The sequence below is a fragment of the Maribacter litoralis genome (assembly GCF_902506355.1).
Taxonomy (GTDB): Bacteria; Bacteroidota; Bacteroidia; order Flavobacteriales; family Flavobacteriaceae; genus Maribacter; species Maribacter litoralis.
On sequence record NZ_LR733271.1, the window covers coordinates 2,330,648 to 2,347,377 of the forward strand.

A 16,730-nucleotide genomic window follows, 5' to 3' on the forward strand; every position below is an offset into this window, starting at 1 on the left:
TTAATTTAAAGACCACCTCGTATGAAAAATTCTCTTTTTGTTTTGTTGATGTTCGTTTTTGGTGTAGCAAATGCTCAGGACACCTATCTTCAATGCGGTAAAATCGTCGATATTGAATCTGGTAAAATTCTATCGGAAAAGACCATTGTAGTTTCTGAAAATAAAATCAAAGAAATTAAAAATGGATTTGTGTCTGGGAATGAATCGGATAAGGTGGTTGATTTAAAAACGAAAACCATTTTGCCCGGGTTTATAGATATGCATGTGCATATTGAAAGTGAATCTAGTCCGTCTAGGTATTTAGAGGCTTTTACATTAAATGAAGCAGATGTTGCATTACAATCTACCGTATATGCTAAAAGAACTTTAATGGCAGGTTTTACCACGGTGAGAGATTTAGGAGGTTCAGGTGTGAACATTGCACTGAAAAAAGCAATTAATAAAGGAACTATTGTTGGTCCAAGAATTTTTACCGCGGGAAAATCTCTTGCAACTACCGGTGGTCATGCAGATCCTACAAACGGCAGAAGCCAGGAGTTAATGGGTGATCCGGGTCCGAAAGACGGAGTAGTAAACTCGCCTGCAGATGGTAGAAAAGCGGTGCGCCAACGTTATAAAGATGGTGCCGATGTTATTAAGATTACGGCAACAGGTGGTGTTCTTAGCGTGGCAAAAAGTGGTCAAAATCCTCAATTTACGATTGAAGAAATAAAAGCGATTACCGAAACAGCAGATGATTACGGTATGTTGACCGCTGCTCATGCCCATGGAGATGAGGGTATGCAAAGAGCAATTTTAGGCGGAATAAAGACTATTGAACACGGTACGCTGATGTCTGAGGAAACGATGGACTTAATGATAGAGCATAATACATTTATGGTACCTACGATATCTGCCGGACAAGAAGCAGCTAGGTTGGCTAAGATACCTAACTACTTGCCGCCCGTTGTAGCAAAGAAAGCATTGGAAATAGGGCCTAAGTTAAATGCTACTTTTGCAAAAGCTTACAAAAAGGGAGTTAATATAGCTTTTGGTACAGACTCTGGTGTGTCTCCTCATGGGGATAATGCAAAGGAGTTCATTTATATGAACAAAGCTGGTATGCCAATTATAGAGACATTACGTGCAGCTACTATGACCAATGCAATGTTATTGGGAGAAGATGAGCTAGGGCAGATTAAAGAAGGATATATAGCTGATATTGTGGCTGTGAACGATAATCCTTTAAATAATGTGGAAACCCTAACCGATGTGGTTTTTGTTATGAAAGAAGGGGTTGTGTACAAGCAATAGTGTAATCCGTATTACGTACATTTTTTATAAAGTTGATTGAGCATGAAGTTGAGAGTAGATAATAGTGAGCAGTTGATGCAGATTGCCCTGGAAGATTCGCTTTTTAAGAAATTAATTCAACAAGCCGAAAAAGACTTTATCCTCGCAAACGTTCCGTTAAAAATGCCTTTAGCCATAGATGCTTCAGGTTTTATAGCTCTTGTTCGAGAAAAAGTGTATTATTTAATGATGGAGCATTTTGCTGAGTATTTGAATCTAATGTACATTATAGACATCCCTGAGAAAGATTTTCAACATATTGAAATTACCGACACCGTAGATGTGGCCGATCAAGTTACGTTGTTGATATTAAAAAGAGAATACAAAAAGGTTTGGTATAGAAACAAATATCAATAGCATGTGCATTTACACTTTTATATAAATCCCTCTTTTATCCATAATATAGCCAATGAACCAACAGGTGAACATTATCCATAGGGCAAATAATAGTGAGCCAAAGTAATCACCAGCGGTAGCAATGAAAATAGTATCTGCAATCCAGTTATAAGCGGTGGTGCCTTTCATAGTTATTTCTGCCAGGCTTATGATAAAGAGTTCAGATAATAGATAGATGAACAAGGTGTTCCTGCCAAAAACTTCAAAAAAGTAAGTCCATTTTCCGGGTTTAGACATATCTAACAAATAGATTAAAATGGCTATGATGAATATATCTATTCCGCTAGTGAGCAATACAAAAGAACTGGACCAAAGTTTCTTATTGAAAGGGAAGATTAAATCCCACGCAAAACCCACAATAATTAATAAGCCGGCAGCCATTATGAGTTTGGCTATGGTTTCAAAGTTTTGACCGTTTTTTTGAATGAATTTACCGGTAAAATATCCGGCTATGACATTTACAATTGCGGGTAATGTACTTAATAAACCTTCTGGGTCAAAAGCTACGCCACCATTGCCATGATACATGTGATCAGCTCCAATAAGAAATTTATCTAATTTTAGAACCGCGTTTCCTGTTAGGCTGAGGTCTCCAAATACAATTAGAATAATATGATATGCGACTAACGCCAATGCACTGAAAATTAAAACTGATTTGGTTTTAAAATATCTGAGCAAAAGGGAAGCGAACAAGTAGCACAGTGCTATACGCTGTAGAACACCAAAAATTCTAGTTTCTCCAATTGGTTTTAAACCACCGTTGTCAAAAAACGGAAACCAATACATTAAAAATCCTAATAGGAATATTATGGCAAAACGTTTAAAAACCTTTTTTAAAAACGTACCGCTACTTACATTGTCATATTTTTTCATGCTAAAACTCATGGCATTACCTACGACAAATAAAAAAGTAGGGAAAACCAAATCGGTAAGTGTAAATCCGTTCCAAACGGCATGTTTCAATATTCCAAAACTGGTATCTCCATTTCCTGGGGAATTTACAATAATCATAAGGGCAACATCCATCCCCCTAAAGACATCTAAAGATAGATATCGGTTCTTTAACGTATTCATGTTGGTTGGTTTGGTCTAAGATGTAAGGTAGTGATTTTTAAAAGTAAACCCTCACAAAGGGCATTAGGGCATTTCCATAAATACTTTTGTTGTCATCATAAAGCAGATCATAACGCAAACCAATGGTAACATTTCTAGTGCTATAACCTGCGCCAACAAAAAATGCAGGTAACCAATAGTTATCCTCAATATCTATAGTTGAGGTAGCTATGGTTCGGTTAATACGTAGTTGTTCAAATTCGGCAGATATTTGAATTTCAGGTATGGGGTTGAATAATGAAAGAACGCTACCACCATATGCTAAAAACTTATCATCATCAAATTTTGCATAATTGAAACTTAAACTAGCTCCAGAAGCAAATTGCTCATTGAATTGGTAAATGGCACTTGGAGATATAGAGCCATTAAATCCATTATTTGTGAATCCTAATCCAATACTTCCACCAAATCTTACGTTATTCCAAAAATCATTACCGAAATTAGAAGTTTGGGCAAGGGAAAAGGTGATATTTAATGTAGCTAACCCTATGAATATTAATTTTTTTAAGCTCATGTGATGATTTTGTTTTAAAGTTTCATTTTTTTCAATAATACTTGGCATTCTATCGTTAGATATTGTAAATGTTGTATTTTTGTTAGAAATTTATTCTAAAGATACAGAAAGTAATTCATGGATAAATATTCCTTTTTGAATACCGTTCATACCTCTTTTTTTTCAGAGTTATACGATAAGTATTTAGTAAATCCGGATAGTGTAGAGCCAAGTTGGAGAGCCTTTTTTCAAGGATTCGACTTTGGAATGGAAAGTTCGTTAGATGAACTGGAAATTGATGAGAATCGAACTACTGTAGTAGTCAACGGCAACAAGAGTGAAATGCCAGAATCCTTACAAAAGGAGTTTCAGGTGATCAGGCTTATTGATGGCTACAGAAGCAGAGGTCACTTATTTACTAAAACAAACCCGGTTCGTGAGCGAAGACATTATGAACCTACATTAGATATAGAAAATTTCGGACTTTCATCGTCTGATCTTGATACTGTTTTTAATGCTGGTGATATAATTGGTATAGGTCCAAATTCCTTAAAAGAAATTGTTAGGCATTTACAAAGTATCTATTGCGATGCTATTGGTGTAGAGTATATGTATATTCGAAAACCAGAGCGTGTAAAATGGATCCAAGATTGGATAAATGTCAATGACAATCATCCAAATTTTGAGCCTGAAAGAAAAAAACATATTCTTAAGAAGTTAAACCACGCCATCTCGTTTGAGACTTTTTTGCATACTAAATATGTAGGTCAAAAAAGATTCTCGTTAGAGGGTAACGAATCTTTGATTCCTGCCTTGGATGTAATTGTTGAACACGCAGCAGAAATGGGTGTTAAGCAATTTGTTATGGGTATGGCCCACCGTGGTAGGTTAAATGTGCTTACCAATATCTTTGGTAAATCTGCGAAAGATATTTTCAGTGAGTTTGATGGTAAGGATTATGAGCAGGAGATTTTTGATGGCGACGTTAAATATCACTTGGGTTGGACTTCTGATAGAAAATCCGATAACGGAAATAAGATAAAAATGAGTATTGCGCCAAACCCTTCTCACTTAGAGACGGTAGGTGCTGTTGTTGAAGGTATTGCAAGAGCTAAGCAAGATGCCGATTATCAAGATGATATTTCTAAAGTGCTTCCTATCGTAGTACATGGTGATGCCGCTATTGCAGGTCAAGGTTTAGTCTATGAGGTAGTTCAAATGGCGGGTCTTGATGGGTATAAGACCGGTGGTACCATACATATAGTGGTAAACAACCAAATAGGTTTTACAACTAACTATTTAGATGCAAGATCTTCTACATACTGTACCGATGTTGCGAAGGTAACATTGAGTCCGGTACTTCATGTAAATGCAGATGATGCAGAAGCAGTAGTGCATGCATCTCTTTTTGCCTTAGAATATAGAATGCAATTTGCGGGCGATGTTTTTATAGATTTATTAGGCTATAGAAAGTATGGTCATAATGAAGGTGATGAGCCAAGGTTTACCCAACCGAAACTTTACAAGGCAATTGCAAAGCATAAGAATCCAAGAGATATTTATGCTGAAAAGCTGATGCAGGAAGGTGTAATAGATAATACTTATGTTGCTCAATTAGAAAAACAATATAAAGATTCTCTAGAAGAGAAATTAGAAGATTCACGTAAAGAGGATAAAACTATAATAACTCCGTTCATGGCAGATGAATGGAAAGGTTTTGAAAATGTACGTGAATGGGAAATGATGGACCCGGTAAAAACCACATTTGCAAAAACTAAGCTAGATAAGATAGCTAAAGTGATTACGGCTTTACCTGAAGGAAAGAAGTTTTTGCGCAAAGTAGAAAAATTGGTTAAGGATCGCTACAACATGTATTTTGAAGCCGATAACCTTGATTGGGCAATGGGTGAACTGTTGGCATATGGTACTTTGTTAGAAGAAGGTTTTGCGGTTCGTATGTCTGGTCAAGATGTTGAGCGTGGTACTTTTTCTCACCGCCATGCCGTAATGAAAGTAGAGGAAAGTGAAGAAGAGATTATTTTGTTAAATCAGTTATCTGAAAAACAAGCTAAATTCCAAATTTACAATTCACTTTTATCTGAATATGGTGTTGTAGGTTTTGATTATGGTTATGCTATGGCAAGCCCAAATACATTGACTATTTGGGAAGCACAGTTTGGTGATTTCAGTAATGGAGCCCAGATAATGATCGATCAGTATATTTCTGCGGCAGAGGATAAATGGAAACTTCAGAACGGTTTGGTGATGTTATTGCCTCACGGTTATGAGGGTCAGGGAGCTGAACATTCTTCTGCGAGAATGGAACGTTACCTTCAACTGTGCGCAAAAGATAATATGTACATCGCAGATGTGACTACGCCTGCTCAAATGTTCCATATATTGCGTAGGCAAATGAAGGCTAATTTTAGAAAGCCTTTGATAATTTTCACGCCAAAAAGTTTATTGAGACATCCAAAAGCCGTGTCTAAGATTGCAGATTTAACCGGTGGAAGTTTTCAAGAAGTTATTGATGATGACACTGCAGATGTCAAAAAAGTAAAAAGTTTGGTTTTCTGTACAGGTAAATTCTATTATGACCTGTTAGCGGTCAAAGAAGAGAACAACAGAGACGATGTGGCTTTGGTTAGGGTTGAGCAGTTGTTCCCGGTTCCTGAAAAGAAAATGAAAGCGGCAATTGCTAAGTATAAAAATGCCGATGATATTGTTTGGGCACAAGAAGAACCAAGGAATATGGGTGCATGGAGTCATATGTTAATGCACTTTAGTGAAGCTCAAAAGTTTAGAGTTGCTTCAAGAAGATTTTATGCAGCTCCAGCAGCTGGTAGTTCTGTACGTTCCAAAGCGCGTCATCAGCAAGTTATAGATTACGTTTTCGATAAGACAAAGGACAATATGTCCAAACCAAAAAAATAATATAACATATCAAATTATAGAAAGAATGATTCTAGAAATGAAGGTCCCTTCGCCGGGAGAGTCTATCACAGAGGTAGAAATAGCGGAATGGTTAGTTGAAGATGGGGATTATGTAGAAAAAGATCAGGCAATTGCAGAAGTAGATTCAGATAAGGCTACCTTAGAATTGCCTGCAGAAGCAAGTGGAACAATTACACTGAAAGCCGAAGAAGGTGATGCAGTTGCGGTTGGTGCCATAGTTTGCTTAATAGATACAAGTGCTGCCAAACCAGATGGTGGTGCAGAAGCAGCTAGTGCTCCAAAAGAAGAGAAAAAAGAAGAGCCTAAAAAAGAAAAAGCTCCACAGCCTGCTCAGGCAAAAGAGACCTATGCCTCTGGAGTTCCTTCTCCTGCAGCTAAGAAAATTTTAGATGAAAAAGGTGTTGATAGTAGCTCGGTTTCCGGTTCTGGTAGAGATGGTAGAATTACAAAAGAAGATGCTGTAAATGCAGTGCCTTCTATGGGGTCGCCTACAGGTGGCAGTCGTGGTGAGTCTAGATCAAAACTATCAATGTTGCGTAGAAAAGTAGCGGAAAGATTGGTTTCTGCAAAAAATGAAACAGCAATGTTGACTACGTTCAATGAAGTGGATATGAGTGCCATTTTTGAACTTAGAAATAAGTATAAAGAAGATTTCAAGAGCAAGCATGGTGTTAGTTTAGGTTTTATGTCCTTTTTTACAAAGGCAGTGGTAAGAGCCTTGGAAATGTATCCGGCCGTTAATTCTATGATAGACGGTAAGGAAATGATTTCTTATGATTTCTGTGATATCAGTATAGCTGTATCAGGACCTAAAGGTTTAATGGTGCCGGTAATAAGAAATGCCGAAAACTTAACATTTAGAGGTGTTGAAGCTGAAGTTAAAAGATTGGCTATTAGAGCACGTGAAGGTGAGATTACTGTTGATGAAATGACAGGGGGAACATTTACTATTACCAATGGTGGTGTATTTGGTTCTATGTTGTCTACACCAATTATCAATCCACCGCAAAGTGCTATTTTGGGTATGCATAATATTGTGGAAAGACCTATTGCTCGTGACGGAGCTATTGCTATAGCACCGATTATGTACGTGGCTTTGTCATATGATCACCGTATTATTGATGGTAAAGAGTCGGTAGGATTTTTGGTTGCCATTAAAGAAGCATTGGAAAGTCCGGAAGAAATATTGATGGACAATAACGTAAAGAAAGCTTTGGAAATGTAATTTTCTAAGGTTTTATAAGAAGAAAAAGCGTTGAGGAAACTCAACGCTTTTTCTTTTTTAAATAAATACATTTTTTGCCATAGTCGATAATGGCTTTTGACTTTTTAAGAATATCTGCTCCTATAATACCGTCTACAGGTTCTGTGTTGTGTGCGATTAAAGCTTCATTAACATGCTTTAGGTCAAAAAGCACAATTTCTAATTGGTGATATTCCCATGAGTTTAGATTGATGGTATTTTCTTTGGATACCAAGGTTTCCATATTGGTGGCTCCTGCACCTGCGGCTTTTACAATAGATTCTTCGGATATTAATTTAAAGTGCTCTATTTTATCCATGCCAATGCAGGTGTTCGATGCGCCAGTGTCTAATATAAACCTGCCTTGTACATCATTTATTTCGGCATAGATTTCAAAATGATCGGTTGCTGTTAAAGACAAGGGGATACGTACGTAATCTTTATGCTTCAAGAATTTTTTGAGGGTACTCATAATTCATTTTCTTCAAAGATAAGCCTATTTTTGCCGCATGATTATAACAGATACGCATACGCATTTATATAGTGAGGCTTTTGACGATGACAGAAAAGAAGCGATCGAGAAGGCGATTGACTTAGGGGTGAAAAGGTTTTTTATTCCGGCAATAGATTCTACGTATACTGAAAGTATGTTGAAATTGGAGAAAGATTTTCCGGGACATATGTACTTAATGTCTGGTCTGCATCCCACGCATGTGAAAGAAAATTTTGAAGAAGAATTGGCACATGTAGAGGAAATGCTTGAAACACACTCCTACTATGCCGTTGGGGAGATAGGTATTGATTTGTATTGGGAAAAGAAATATTTGAAAGAACAACAAGTTGCCTTTAAAAAACAGATTCAGTTGGCTAAAAGAAAAAATTTGCCGATCGTTATACACTGTCGAGATGCTTTTGATGAAGTTTTTGAGGTTTTAGAGGAGGAGAAAGGTGGTGGTTTACGTGGTATTTTTCACTGTTTTACGGGAACTTTAGAGCAGGCTAAAAAAGCCATTTCCTATAATATGAAATTGGGTATTGGTGGTGTGGCTACCTTTAAGAATGGTAAAATAGATACCTTTTTAGATCAAATCGAATTAAAGCATATTGTGTTGGAAACCGATGCGCCTTATTTAGCACCTACACCTTATAGGGGGAAAAGGAATGAAAGTGCATACATTATTAACGTACTCGAGAAATTAGCGGACATTTATGGTGTTCCCAATGAAGAAATTGCAGAAATAACTACCAATAACTCTAAAGATGTATTTGGTGTGTAAGTGATAATGATTGTTTAGTGATTTAAATATGGATAAAAGAAATATATTACTGATATATACAGGAGGAACCATAGGTATGATGAAGGATTATTCTTCTGGAGCCTTAAAGGCGTTCGATTTTTCACAGTTACAAAAGAACATACCAGAACTTAATCAGTTAGATTGTACAATATCAAGTTTTTCTTTTGATTATCCAATTGATTCTTCGAATATGAATCCTGGTCATTGGATCGCTATTTCCGACATCATAGCCGATAAATATAATGACTACGATGGTTTTGTTGTACTGCACGGTAGTGATACTATGAGTTATACGGCATCGGCTCTAAGTTTTTTACTCGAAAATTTAACCAAGCCGGTAATCTTAACAGGTTCACAATTGCCAATAGGGGATTTAAGAACCGATGCCAAAGAGAATCTCATAACCGCTATTCAAATTGCTGCTTTATGTGAAAAAGGAAAGCCGGTAGTGCAAGAAGTAGGGTTGTATTTTGAATATAAATTATACAGGGGTAATAGAACTACAAAAATAAATGCGGAGCATTTTCAGGCTTTTGCCTCTTTAAACTATCCCCATTTGATTGAATCTGGAGTTCATTTGACCGTTTTTAAAGAATATTTATTGCCTCAGAAAAGAAAATTGTCCTTAAAATCTCATAGAAATATGGATGATAATGTTGCAATTTTAAAAATTTTTCCAGGAATTAATAAAAATATTGTTGACGCTATCTTGGGTGCCAAAAATTTAAAAGCGCTGGTTTTGGAAACTTATGGATCAGGAAATGCGCCAATGGAAGAATGGTTTTTAGATAAATTGAATAATGCGATAATTAATGGTGTTCATATAATTAATGTTACGCAGTGCTCTGGTGGTGCGGTTATGATGGGCCATTATGAAACGAGTTCTAGATTAAAGAAAATGCAAGTTATTAATGGTAAGGATATTACAACTGAGACTGCCATTACAAAGGCAATGTACTTGCTGGGAAGCGGAGTCTCTCCTGAGCTATTTAAAACTGTTTTTGAAACATCTTTACGCGGAGAGATGCTTTAAATTTAACAGTACTTTAATTTCGATAACTAATATTTTTTTTGTTATTTGCCCACCCTTAAAAAAGGTAACTTAGAGAGGTGGCCGAGTGGTCGAAGGCGCACGCCTGGAAAGTGTGTATACCCCAAAAGGGTATCGAGGGTTCGAATCCCTTCCTCTCTGCAAGTAAGTTTTACTTTTTTTATATTGTTTTTTTTTTATCTTTAACCCTATTAACTAACTAATTTAAGTTTGAAAAAATGAAAAAATTATTCCCAAGCCTAGCAGTCGCTGGGGCATTTGTAGCAGGTACAAATATTGTAAGTGCAAAAGTAGCAGCAGTAGCGTTGCTAGTTCAAGAAGGAGCTCCTGAAGCGGAAAAAGGATTTACTCAGGTTTTAAAAGAAATGTTTATTACAGGTGGTGCCGGTTTCATGGGTATCGTTCTTTTATGTTTGATCCTTGGTTTGGCAGTTGCGATTGAAAGAATTATTTATTTGAACATGGCAAGTACAAATTCTGCCAAGTTGAAACAACAAGTTGAAGATGCTTTGGCGTCGGGTGGTGTTGAGGCTGCAAAAGAAGTTTGTAGAAATACAAAAGGACCTGTTGCTTCTATCTACTACCAAGGTTTGGATAGAGCTGGTGAGAGCATCGAATCTGCTGAGAAAGCGGTTGTTGCTTACGGTGGTGTTCAAATGGGTCAATTGGAGAAAAACGTTTCTTGGTTGTCTTTATTTATCGCTATTGCACCAATGCTTGGTTTCATGGGTACGGTAATCGGTATGATTCAAGCCTTCCAAAAGATTGCTGCTGTTGGTAACTTAAGTGCATCTCTTATTGCAGGTGATATTCAAGTTGCATTATTAACAACGGTATTCGGTCTTATTACGGCTATTATACTTCAAATTTTCTACAACTATATTATCGCTAAAATTGATAGCATTGTTAATGATATGGAAGATTCTTCTATTACATTGATAGATATGTTGGTAGATCACAAAAAATAAGTTTCACTTTTAATACCTAAAAATTATGCAAAAAATTATTAAAATAGCATTAATTGCTATAGGTGTATTAAGTGCAGTGCTTTGGTATTTGTTACCAAGTGCAGATATGCCGGCAGCTGAAGCTGCTCAGAGTGGAGCTATGAATACTATGTTTATCATTACTTATCTTTTATTGGGTATTGCAGTTGTGGTAAGTTTAGTGTTTACTTTAAAGAATTTATTTTCTAACCCACAAGGGTTAAAGAAGACGTTATTTGCTGTAGGAGGCTTTTTATTAGTAGTTGGGGTTTCTTACGTCTTGGCAAGTGGAACGGATGTAGATCCGGAATTCTTGGCTATGGAAGACGAGGGTACGATTAAGCAAATAGGTATGGGGTTAAATGTATTTTTTATCCTTACTATAATTGCTGTATTATCCTTGATCATACCAGCTGTTAAAAATATGTTTAGTAAATAAAAATAGAAAACTATGGCTAGAAGAGCAGGAGCACCAGAAGTAAGTGCCGGTTCCATGGCGGATATAGCTTTCCTTTTACTTATCTTTTTCTTGGTAACTACTACTATTGAAACGGATGCAGGATTGGATCGTATGCTTCCACCAATTGAACCGCCCGATACGGATGTAGTAATTAAACAGAAGAACATCTTTCAGGTGAATATTAACAAAAATGGTCAGTTGTTAGCTGATGAAGAGTTAATTGAGCTTAAAGATTTAAGAGAAAAAGCAAAGGCTTTTTTGGATAATGGCGGTGATGGAACATGTTCTTATTGTCAAGGAAGAAAAAATGCTGAGTCTTCAGATAATCCTTCTAAAGCGATTATCTCTTTAAAGAATGATCGTGAAACAAAGTATAGTACATACATTACAGTTCAAAATGAACTAGTAGGTGCTTACAATGATCTTAGAAATAGAGAGGCTCAACGTTTGTACAATAAGAATTTCGTTGACATGGAAGCTGAATATCTTAACCCTGAAACCGACGACGACGTAAAGGAAGAGTTGAAGGAAAAAGTAAAGAGAATTCAAGATTTGTTTCCACAGAAATTATCTGAAGCTGAAACTTCAAGTGATTAATTAATTAAAATAAAAGTAACACTATGTCAAAATTTGCAAAGAAAAAAGATGGAGAGGTACCTGCGGTATCAACAGCTTCCCTTCCTGACATTGTATTTATGCTTTTGTTTTTCTTTATGACGGTAACCGTGATGAAGGATAGTTCTTTAAAAGTTGAAAATGTACTTCCTAATGCTAGTGAAGTAAAGAAGCTTGAAAAGAAAGATCGTGTAATTTATATTTATGTTGGTAAGCCAACTAAGGAATATGAGAAATTATTTGGTAGTGAGCCGAAGATTCAATTAAACGATAAATTATCTAGTCCATCTGAAGTTGGTGATTACATTTTAATGGAAAGGGCTAAAAAGCCTCAAGAACTTCAAAATGTTTTGACCACGGCACTAAAAGTCGATAAGAACGCAAGTATGGGATTGATATCCGATATTAAACAAGAGTTAAGAAAGGTTAACGCTTTAAAGGTAAATTATACAACCTATGAAGGTGACGCTTTCAATAATCTACAATAGTTAGTTAGTAGAATATTACTTATCTAAAACGCTTCAAATTTATTTGAAGCGTTTTTTATTTCATTAACTTTACTTCATGCGCTTTGTTATTGTTTTGCTCTTCGTGATTTTTCAGTCTAATGCCCAGGTGGCTTTAGATACAGTACCAAATTCACGGTACTTTGAAGATCAGTTTTATTTAGGGCTATCTTATAATTTTATATTGAATCATCCTGAGGGCTCTAATCAACGAAATTTATCTTACGGTCTGCAAGGTGGTATTATTAAAGATATCCCGTTAAATCGAAAGGGAACTAAGGCTATTGGTATTGGTGCGGGTTTGGCGCTGAATAGTTATTATTCAAATCTAGTTGCAGATATTTCTGGAGACGATATTACTTATAGTATTAATGATGATATTACCAGAAGTAAGTTGGAAACACATCTGTTAGAATTTCCGTTGGAATTTAGATGGCGAAATTCTACTGCGGAAGAATATAAGTTCTGGCGTATTTATGGTGGAATTAAAGCAGCTTACATTTTAGGTGCAAGGTCTAAATATGATCTTGATGATGTTAATGAAGGATTCAATAATACGGACTTAACAAAATTTCAGTACGGGCTAACATTGAGCTTTGGTTATAATACCTTTAATCTGCATGCTTATTATGCACTAACTGAATTATTCAATGGTAATGCTTTGGTAAATGGAGAGACGTTGCAATATAGGCCTTTGCGCATTGGATTAATCTTCTATATATTATAACCAAAAACGTACGGTCAATAATTGTGATAATAAGCCTATCAATAGACCCATTATCACTTCAATACCTGTGTGCGCTTTTAAATAAAGACGAGCGGTGATCACACTACCGGTAAGTAGAATAAAAAAGCTTATGGCTATTATCAGGTTGATTTCAAAGTGTATGCTTAAATTCAACAAGTACATTAATAGGCCGCTGACTCCAACTGTATGAAGACTCGCCTTAAAATTGAAGAACAGCAAAAGTATGCATGCAATTGTTGCACCCAATAATCCAGTAAAATAAAAGTATAGTTCGCTAACATAATTGTTGGGTATAACCTTGTAGAGTATTAAAAGTAGAATACAAGCATGAATATACAGCGGGTATTTGCGCTCATTTATTGAATTTAAGGAGATGGATTGTACCATACCTAAGTTTTTTAAGATTAGGAAGGTTACTATAGGGATTATGACCGTTAGTATAAAGATGGGTAGTACACTAGCGCTTTTAATTTCAATTGGGGTATATTTTGGCGTAATAAGAAAATAGGCTACTGTGCCGCCAATAGGTATAAAAAGTGGATGTAGTAAATAGGAGATAAATTGTGAAAAAACCTTCATTAGATTTCTTTTCTCATACGTGCAACAGGAATATTCAATTGCTCTCTATACTTTGCAACTGTCCTTCTAGCGATAGGGTATCCTTTTTCCTTTAAAATTGCCGCTAATTTGTCGTCTGTAAGCGGTTTCTTTTTCGTTTCGTTCTGTATTACGGTTTCTAGAATTTTCTTTATTTCCCTTGTTGAAACATCTTCGCCTTGTTCATTTTTCATGGATTCGGAGAAGTACTCTTTTATAAGCTTGGTTCCGTAAGGGGTATCTACATATTTACTATTTGCTACCCTAGATACTGTTGAAACGTCCATGCCTATTTCATCTGCAATATCTTTCAGGATCATTGGACGTAAATTTCGCTCGTCTCCAGTTAAAAAATATTCTTTTTGATACTGCATAATGGCGTTCATGGTAATGAACAATGTTTGCTGTCTTTGTCTAATAGCGTCTATAAACCATTTGGCTGCGTCTAACTTTTGCTTAATGAACATGACGGTGTCTTTCTGTGACTTCGACTTGTCTTTGGCCTCTTTATAGCCTTTTAGCATGTTGCTATATTCTCTAGATACGTGTAACTCGGGAGCATTTCTACCGTTCAGTGTCAATTCTAGTTCACCTTCGGTAATTCTGATAGCAAAATCGGGTACTACGTGCTCAACTATTCTATTGTTGCCAGAATAAGACCCACCCGGTTTAGGATTTAATTTTTCGATTTCACCGATCGCTTCTTTAAGTTCTGTTTCGGTGATATTATGTTTCTGAATTAGTTTTTGATAGTGTTTTTTTGTAAAATGTTCAAATGACTTTTTAAGGATTTCGGTAGCTAATTCAATGCTTGGAGTAACATCTTTTCTTTCTAATTGAATAATAAGGCATTCCTCTAATGTACGAGCACCAACACCCGGTGGGTCTAATTCCTGAACAATAGACAGTATCCTAGTAATAGTTTCTTCGTCTGTATAGACATTTTGCGTAAACGCTAAATCGTCCATTATGTCCGAAATAGGTCTTCGTATATAGCCACTTTCATCTACACTGCCTACTAAAAACTCGGCAATGTTCCACTCTTCATCAGAAAGATAAACCGTATTCAGTTGGTTTATTAAGTGTTGGTTGAATGAAATACCGGCAGCATATGGCACACTTTTTTCCTCATCATCAGAACTGTAATTATTCACTTTTGTTCTATAATCAGGTATTTCATCATCACTTAAATAATCATCAATATTGATGTCTTCAGTGTTAATGGTTTCGCTGTCGGCATTGTCGTCATAAACATCTTCATACTCATCGGCAACCTTATCTAAATCATCTTTACCGGTTTCCAAAGCAGGATTCTCTTCTAGTTCTTGTTTCAGTCGTTGTTCAAATGCTTGCGTTGGCAATTGAATTAACTTCATCAACTGAATCTGCTGTGGAGATAACTTCTGAGATAATTTAAATTGTAAATGTTGTTTTAGCATTACTTTGTTCTAGTACTTGTAAAAGTAACCAAATCTGCTTAAAATTCAGCATTCTGTGGTGTTCTTGGAAACGGTATTACGTCTCTAATGTTGCCCATGCCAGTTGCAAAAAGTACTAACCTTTCAAAACCAAGACCAAAGCCACTATGTTCTGCTGTTCCAAATTTTCTTAAATCTAAATACCACCAAAGTTCTTTTTCGTCAATACCTAGATCCTTTATTTTTTCTTTAAGTACATCTAAGCGTTCTTCACGTTGTGATCCACCTACGATTTCTCCAATACCTGGGAACAAAATATCCATGGCTCTTACGGTTTTGCCATCTTCGTTTAAACGCATGTAAAACGCTTTGATCTTAGCAGGGTAATCAAAAAGTATTACCGGACATTTAAAGTGTTTTTCTACCAAATAACGTTCGTGTTCACTTTGTAGATCTGTACCCCACTCTTCAATAGGGTAGGTAAATTTCTTTTTCTTGTTTGGCTTACAATTCTTAAGAATTTCAATTGCCTCGGTATAGCTAACTCTTTTAAAATTGTTATCGACAACGAATTTTAATTTCTCAATTAAAGCCATGTCACTGCGTTGTGCTTGTGGCTTGCTTTTTTCTTCATCCAATAACCTCTTTTCTAAGAACTCTAGATCTTCTTGGCAGTGGGTTAAAGTATATGATATCACATTTTTTATAAAATCTTCGGCAAGATCCATATTTGCATCAAGGTCAAAGAATGCCATTTCTGGTTCTATCATCCAAAATTCTGCCAAATGTCTTGATGTATTAGAATTTTCTGCCCTAAAAGTTGGTCCAAAAGTGTACACTTTACCTAAAGCCATGGCATAAGCCTCTGCCTCTAATTGTCCAGACACAGTAAGGTTGGTCTCTTTACCAAAGAAATCTTCTTTGTAGTTAACATCACCATCATCTGTCAACGGAGGATTTTTTTCGTCTAATGTGGTAACCCTAAACATTTCTCCAGCACCTTCAGCATCTGAACCCGTAATTATTGGGGCGTGAAAATAGTTGAAACCATTTTCCCTAAAATAGTTGTGTATCGCAAAAGACAAGGTTGATCTCACACGCATAATAGCGGCGAATGTGTTGGTTCTAATTCTTAAGTGAGCTTTCTCCCTAAGAAATTCCAATGAGTGCTTTTTGGGTTGAATTGGGTATTCTTCTGGATCTGCGATACCCAAAACCTCTAATTCGCTAACTTGTATCTCAACAGATTGACCTCTACCTTGGCTCTCAACCAAAGTACCCGATACTTTTAGTGCGGCTCCTGTATTTACTTTTTTTAATAATTCTTCATCAAAATTTTCAAAATCTACGACACATTGAATAGTACCTAGGGTTGAGCCATCATTTAGTGCAATAAATCTATTGCTTCTAAAGGTTCTAACCCATCCTTTTATTGTTATTTCCTGTAGTAGGTTTTTACTTGAAAGTAGTTCTTTTATTGTTACTGAACGCATGATGTTGAATTGAAAATTAAAGTTCC

At 36.1% G+C, this 16,730-nt stretch carries 17 protein-coding genes and 1 tRNA gene; 12 read left to right on the forward strand and 6 right to left on the reverse strand.

Annotated elements, in window-relative coordinates; genetic code table 11:
- Positions 1-21 precede the first annotated feature (21 nt).
- Both EXIGUO8A_RS09725 and EXIGUO8A_RS09730 read left to right on the forward strand, forming a co-directional pair.
- Complete coding sequence (locus tag EXIGUO8A_RS09725; RefSeq protein WP_159302978.1) at positions 22-1,293, forward strand: metal-dependent hydrolase family protein; 1,272 nt, start codon at positions 22-24, stop codon at positions 1,291-1,293.
- A 42-nt stretch (positions 1,294-1,335) separates the two neighbouring features.
- A complete protein-coding gene (locus tag EXIGUO8A_RS09730) occupies positions 1,336-1,689 on the forward strand; it encodes a hypothetical protein (RefSeq protein WP_116770270.1) in 354 nt (117 codons plus the stop codon).
- A gap of 9 nt (positions 1,690-1,698) precedes the next feature.
- Here the strand turns inward: EXIGUO8A_RS09730 and EXIGUO8A_RS09735 are convergent, their stop codons facing one another.
- Together EXIGUO8A_RS09735 and EXIGUO8A_RS09740 are read right to left on the reverse strand one after the other, a co-directional pair.
- Positions 1,699-2,802, reverse strand: coding sequence for an acyltransferase family protein (locus EXIGUO8A_RS09735; RefSeq protein WP_159302979.1), 1,104 nt, complete (start codon positions 2,800-2,802; stop codon positions 1,699-1,701).
- Positions 2,803-2,839: 37 nt separating this feature from the next.
- Positions 2,840-3,355 carry an alpha-ketoglutarate decarboxylase gene (locus EXIGUO8A_RS09740; protein ID WP_159302980.1) on the reverse strand — a complete coding sequence of 172 codons (516 nt, stop codon included), beginning with the start codon at positions 3,353-3,355 and terminating at the stop codon, positions 2,840-2,842.
- A gap of 117 nt (positions 3,356-3,472) precedes the next feature.
- Between EXIGUO8A_RS09740 and EXIGUO8A_RS09745 the strand changes: the two genes are divergently transcribed.
- Positions 3,473-6,268, forward strand: coding sequence for a 2-oxoglutarate dehydrogenase E1 component (locus EXIGUO8A_RS09745; RefSeq protein WP_159302981.1), 2,796 nt, complete (start codon positions 3,473-3,475; stop codon positions 6,266-6,268).
- Positions 6,269-6,293: 25 nt separating this feature from the next.
- Complete coding sequence (gene odhB / locus EXIGUO8A_RS09750; RefSeq protein ID WP_159302982.1) at positions 6,294-7,514, forward strand: 2-oxoglutarate dehydrogenase complex dihydrolipoyllysine-residue succinyltransferase; 1,221 nt, start codon at positions 6,294-6,296, stop codon at positions 7,512-7,514.
- Between the two features lie 40 nt (positions 7,515-7,554).
- Here the strand turns inward: odhB and EXIGUO8A_RS09755 are convergent, their stop codons facing one another.
- Positions 7,555-8,004 carry a retropepsin-like aspartic protease gene (locus EXIGUO8A_RS09755; RefSeq protein WP_159302983.1) on the reverse strand — a complete coding sequence of 150 codons (450 nt, stop codon included), beginning with the start codon at positions 8,002-8,004 and terminating at the stop codon, positions 7,555-7,557.
- A gap of 37 nt (positions 8,005-8,041) precedes the next feature.
- Here EXIGUO8A_RS09755 and EXIGUO8A_RS09760 point away from each other — a divergent pair, with 37 nt between their 5' ends.
- The 8 genes from EXIGUO8A_RS09760 (at position 8,042) to EXIGUO8A_RS09795 (ending at position 13,175) form a co-directional block, all read left to right on the forward strand.
- Positions 8,042-8,809 (forward strand): TatD family hydrolase, encoded by a 768-nt coding sequence (locus EXIGUO8A_RS09760; RefSeq protein WP_159302984.1) that lies wholly within the window; start codon positions 8,042-8,044, stop codon positions 8,807-8,809.
- 28 nt (positions 8,810-8,837) lie between these two features.
- Entirely contained in the window at positions 8,838-9,863 is a 1,026-nt protein-coding gene (locus EXIGUO8A_RS09765; protein WP_159302985.1) for an asparaginase, read from the forward strand.
- A 71-nt stretch (positions 9,864-9,934) separates the two neighbouring features.
- A tRNA-Ser gene (locus tag EXIGUO8A_RS09770) sits at positions 9,935-10,022 on the forward strand.
- 77 nt (positions 10,023-10,099) lie between these two features.
- Positions 10,100-10,849, forward strand: coding sequence for a MotA/TolQ/ExbB proton channel family protein (locus tag EXIGUO8A_RS09775; protein WP_058103980.1), 750 nt, complete (start codon positions 10,100-10,102; stop codon positions 10,847-10,849).
- Between the two features lie 25 nt (positions 10,850-10,874).
- Positions 10,875-11,306, forward strand: coding sequence for a hypothetical protein (locus tag EXIGUO8A_RS09780; protein ID WP_116770277.1), 432 nt, complete (start codon positions 10,875-10,877; stop codon positions 11,304-11,306).
- 12 nt (positions 11,307-11,318) lie between these two features.
- On the forward strand, positions 11,319-11,924 hold the full coding sequence (locus tag EXIGUO8A_RS09785; protein ID WP_116770278.1) for an ExbD/TolR family protein: 606 nt from the start codon (positions 11,319-11,321) through the stop codon (positions 11,922-11,924).
- Between the two features lie 23 nt (positions 11,925-11,947).
- On the forward strand, positions 11,948-12,430 hold the full coding sequence (locus tag EXIGUO8A_RS09790; protein WP_058103977.1) for an ExbD/TolR family protein: 483 nt from the start codon (positions 11,948-11,950) through the stop codon (positions 12,428-12,430).
- A gap of 76 nt (positions 12,431-12,506) precedes the next feature.
- On the forward strand, positions 12,507-13,175 hold the full coding sequence (locus tag EXIGUO8A_RS09795; RefSeq protein ID WP_159302986.1) for a porin family protein: 669 nt from the start codon (positions 12,507-12,509) through the stop codon (positions 13,173-13,175).
- On the opposite strand, the gene EXIGUO8A_RS09800 is transcribed toward EXIGUO8A_RS09795, so the two are convergent.
- Genes EXIGUO8A_RS09800 through asnS form a run of 3 tightly spaced genes read right to left on the reverse strand, consistent with a single transcriptional unit; the run spans position 13,170 to position 16,704 of the window.
- Positions 13,170-13,775, reverse strand: coding sequence for a hypothetical protein (locus EXIGUO8A_RS09800; protein ID WP_159302987.1), 606 nt, complete (start codon positions 13,773-13,775; stop codon positions 13,170-13,172). The two genes, EXIGUO8A_RS09795 and EXIGUO8A_RS09800, sit on opposite strands and share 6 nt — an antisense overlap.
- Positions 13,775-15,232 (reverse strand): RNA polymerase factor sigma-54, encoded by a 1,458-nt coding sequence (gene rpoN, locus EXIGUO8A_RS09805; RefSeq protein WP_159302988.1) that lies wholly within the window; start codon positions 15,230-15,232, stop codon positions 13,775-13,777. The genes EXIGUO8A_RS09800 and rpoN overlap by 1 nt, the downstream gene beginning before the upstream one ends.
- 38 nt (positions 15,233-15,270) lie before the next feature.
- Positions 15,271-16,704, reverse strand: a complete 1,434-nt coding sequence (gene asnS, locus EXIGUO8A_RS09810; protein WP_159302989.1) for an asparagine--tRNA ligase — start codon at positions 16,702-16,704, stop codon at positions 15,271-15,273.
- Positions 16,705-16,730: the final 26 nt, after the last annotated feature.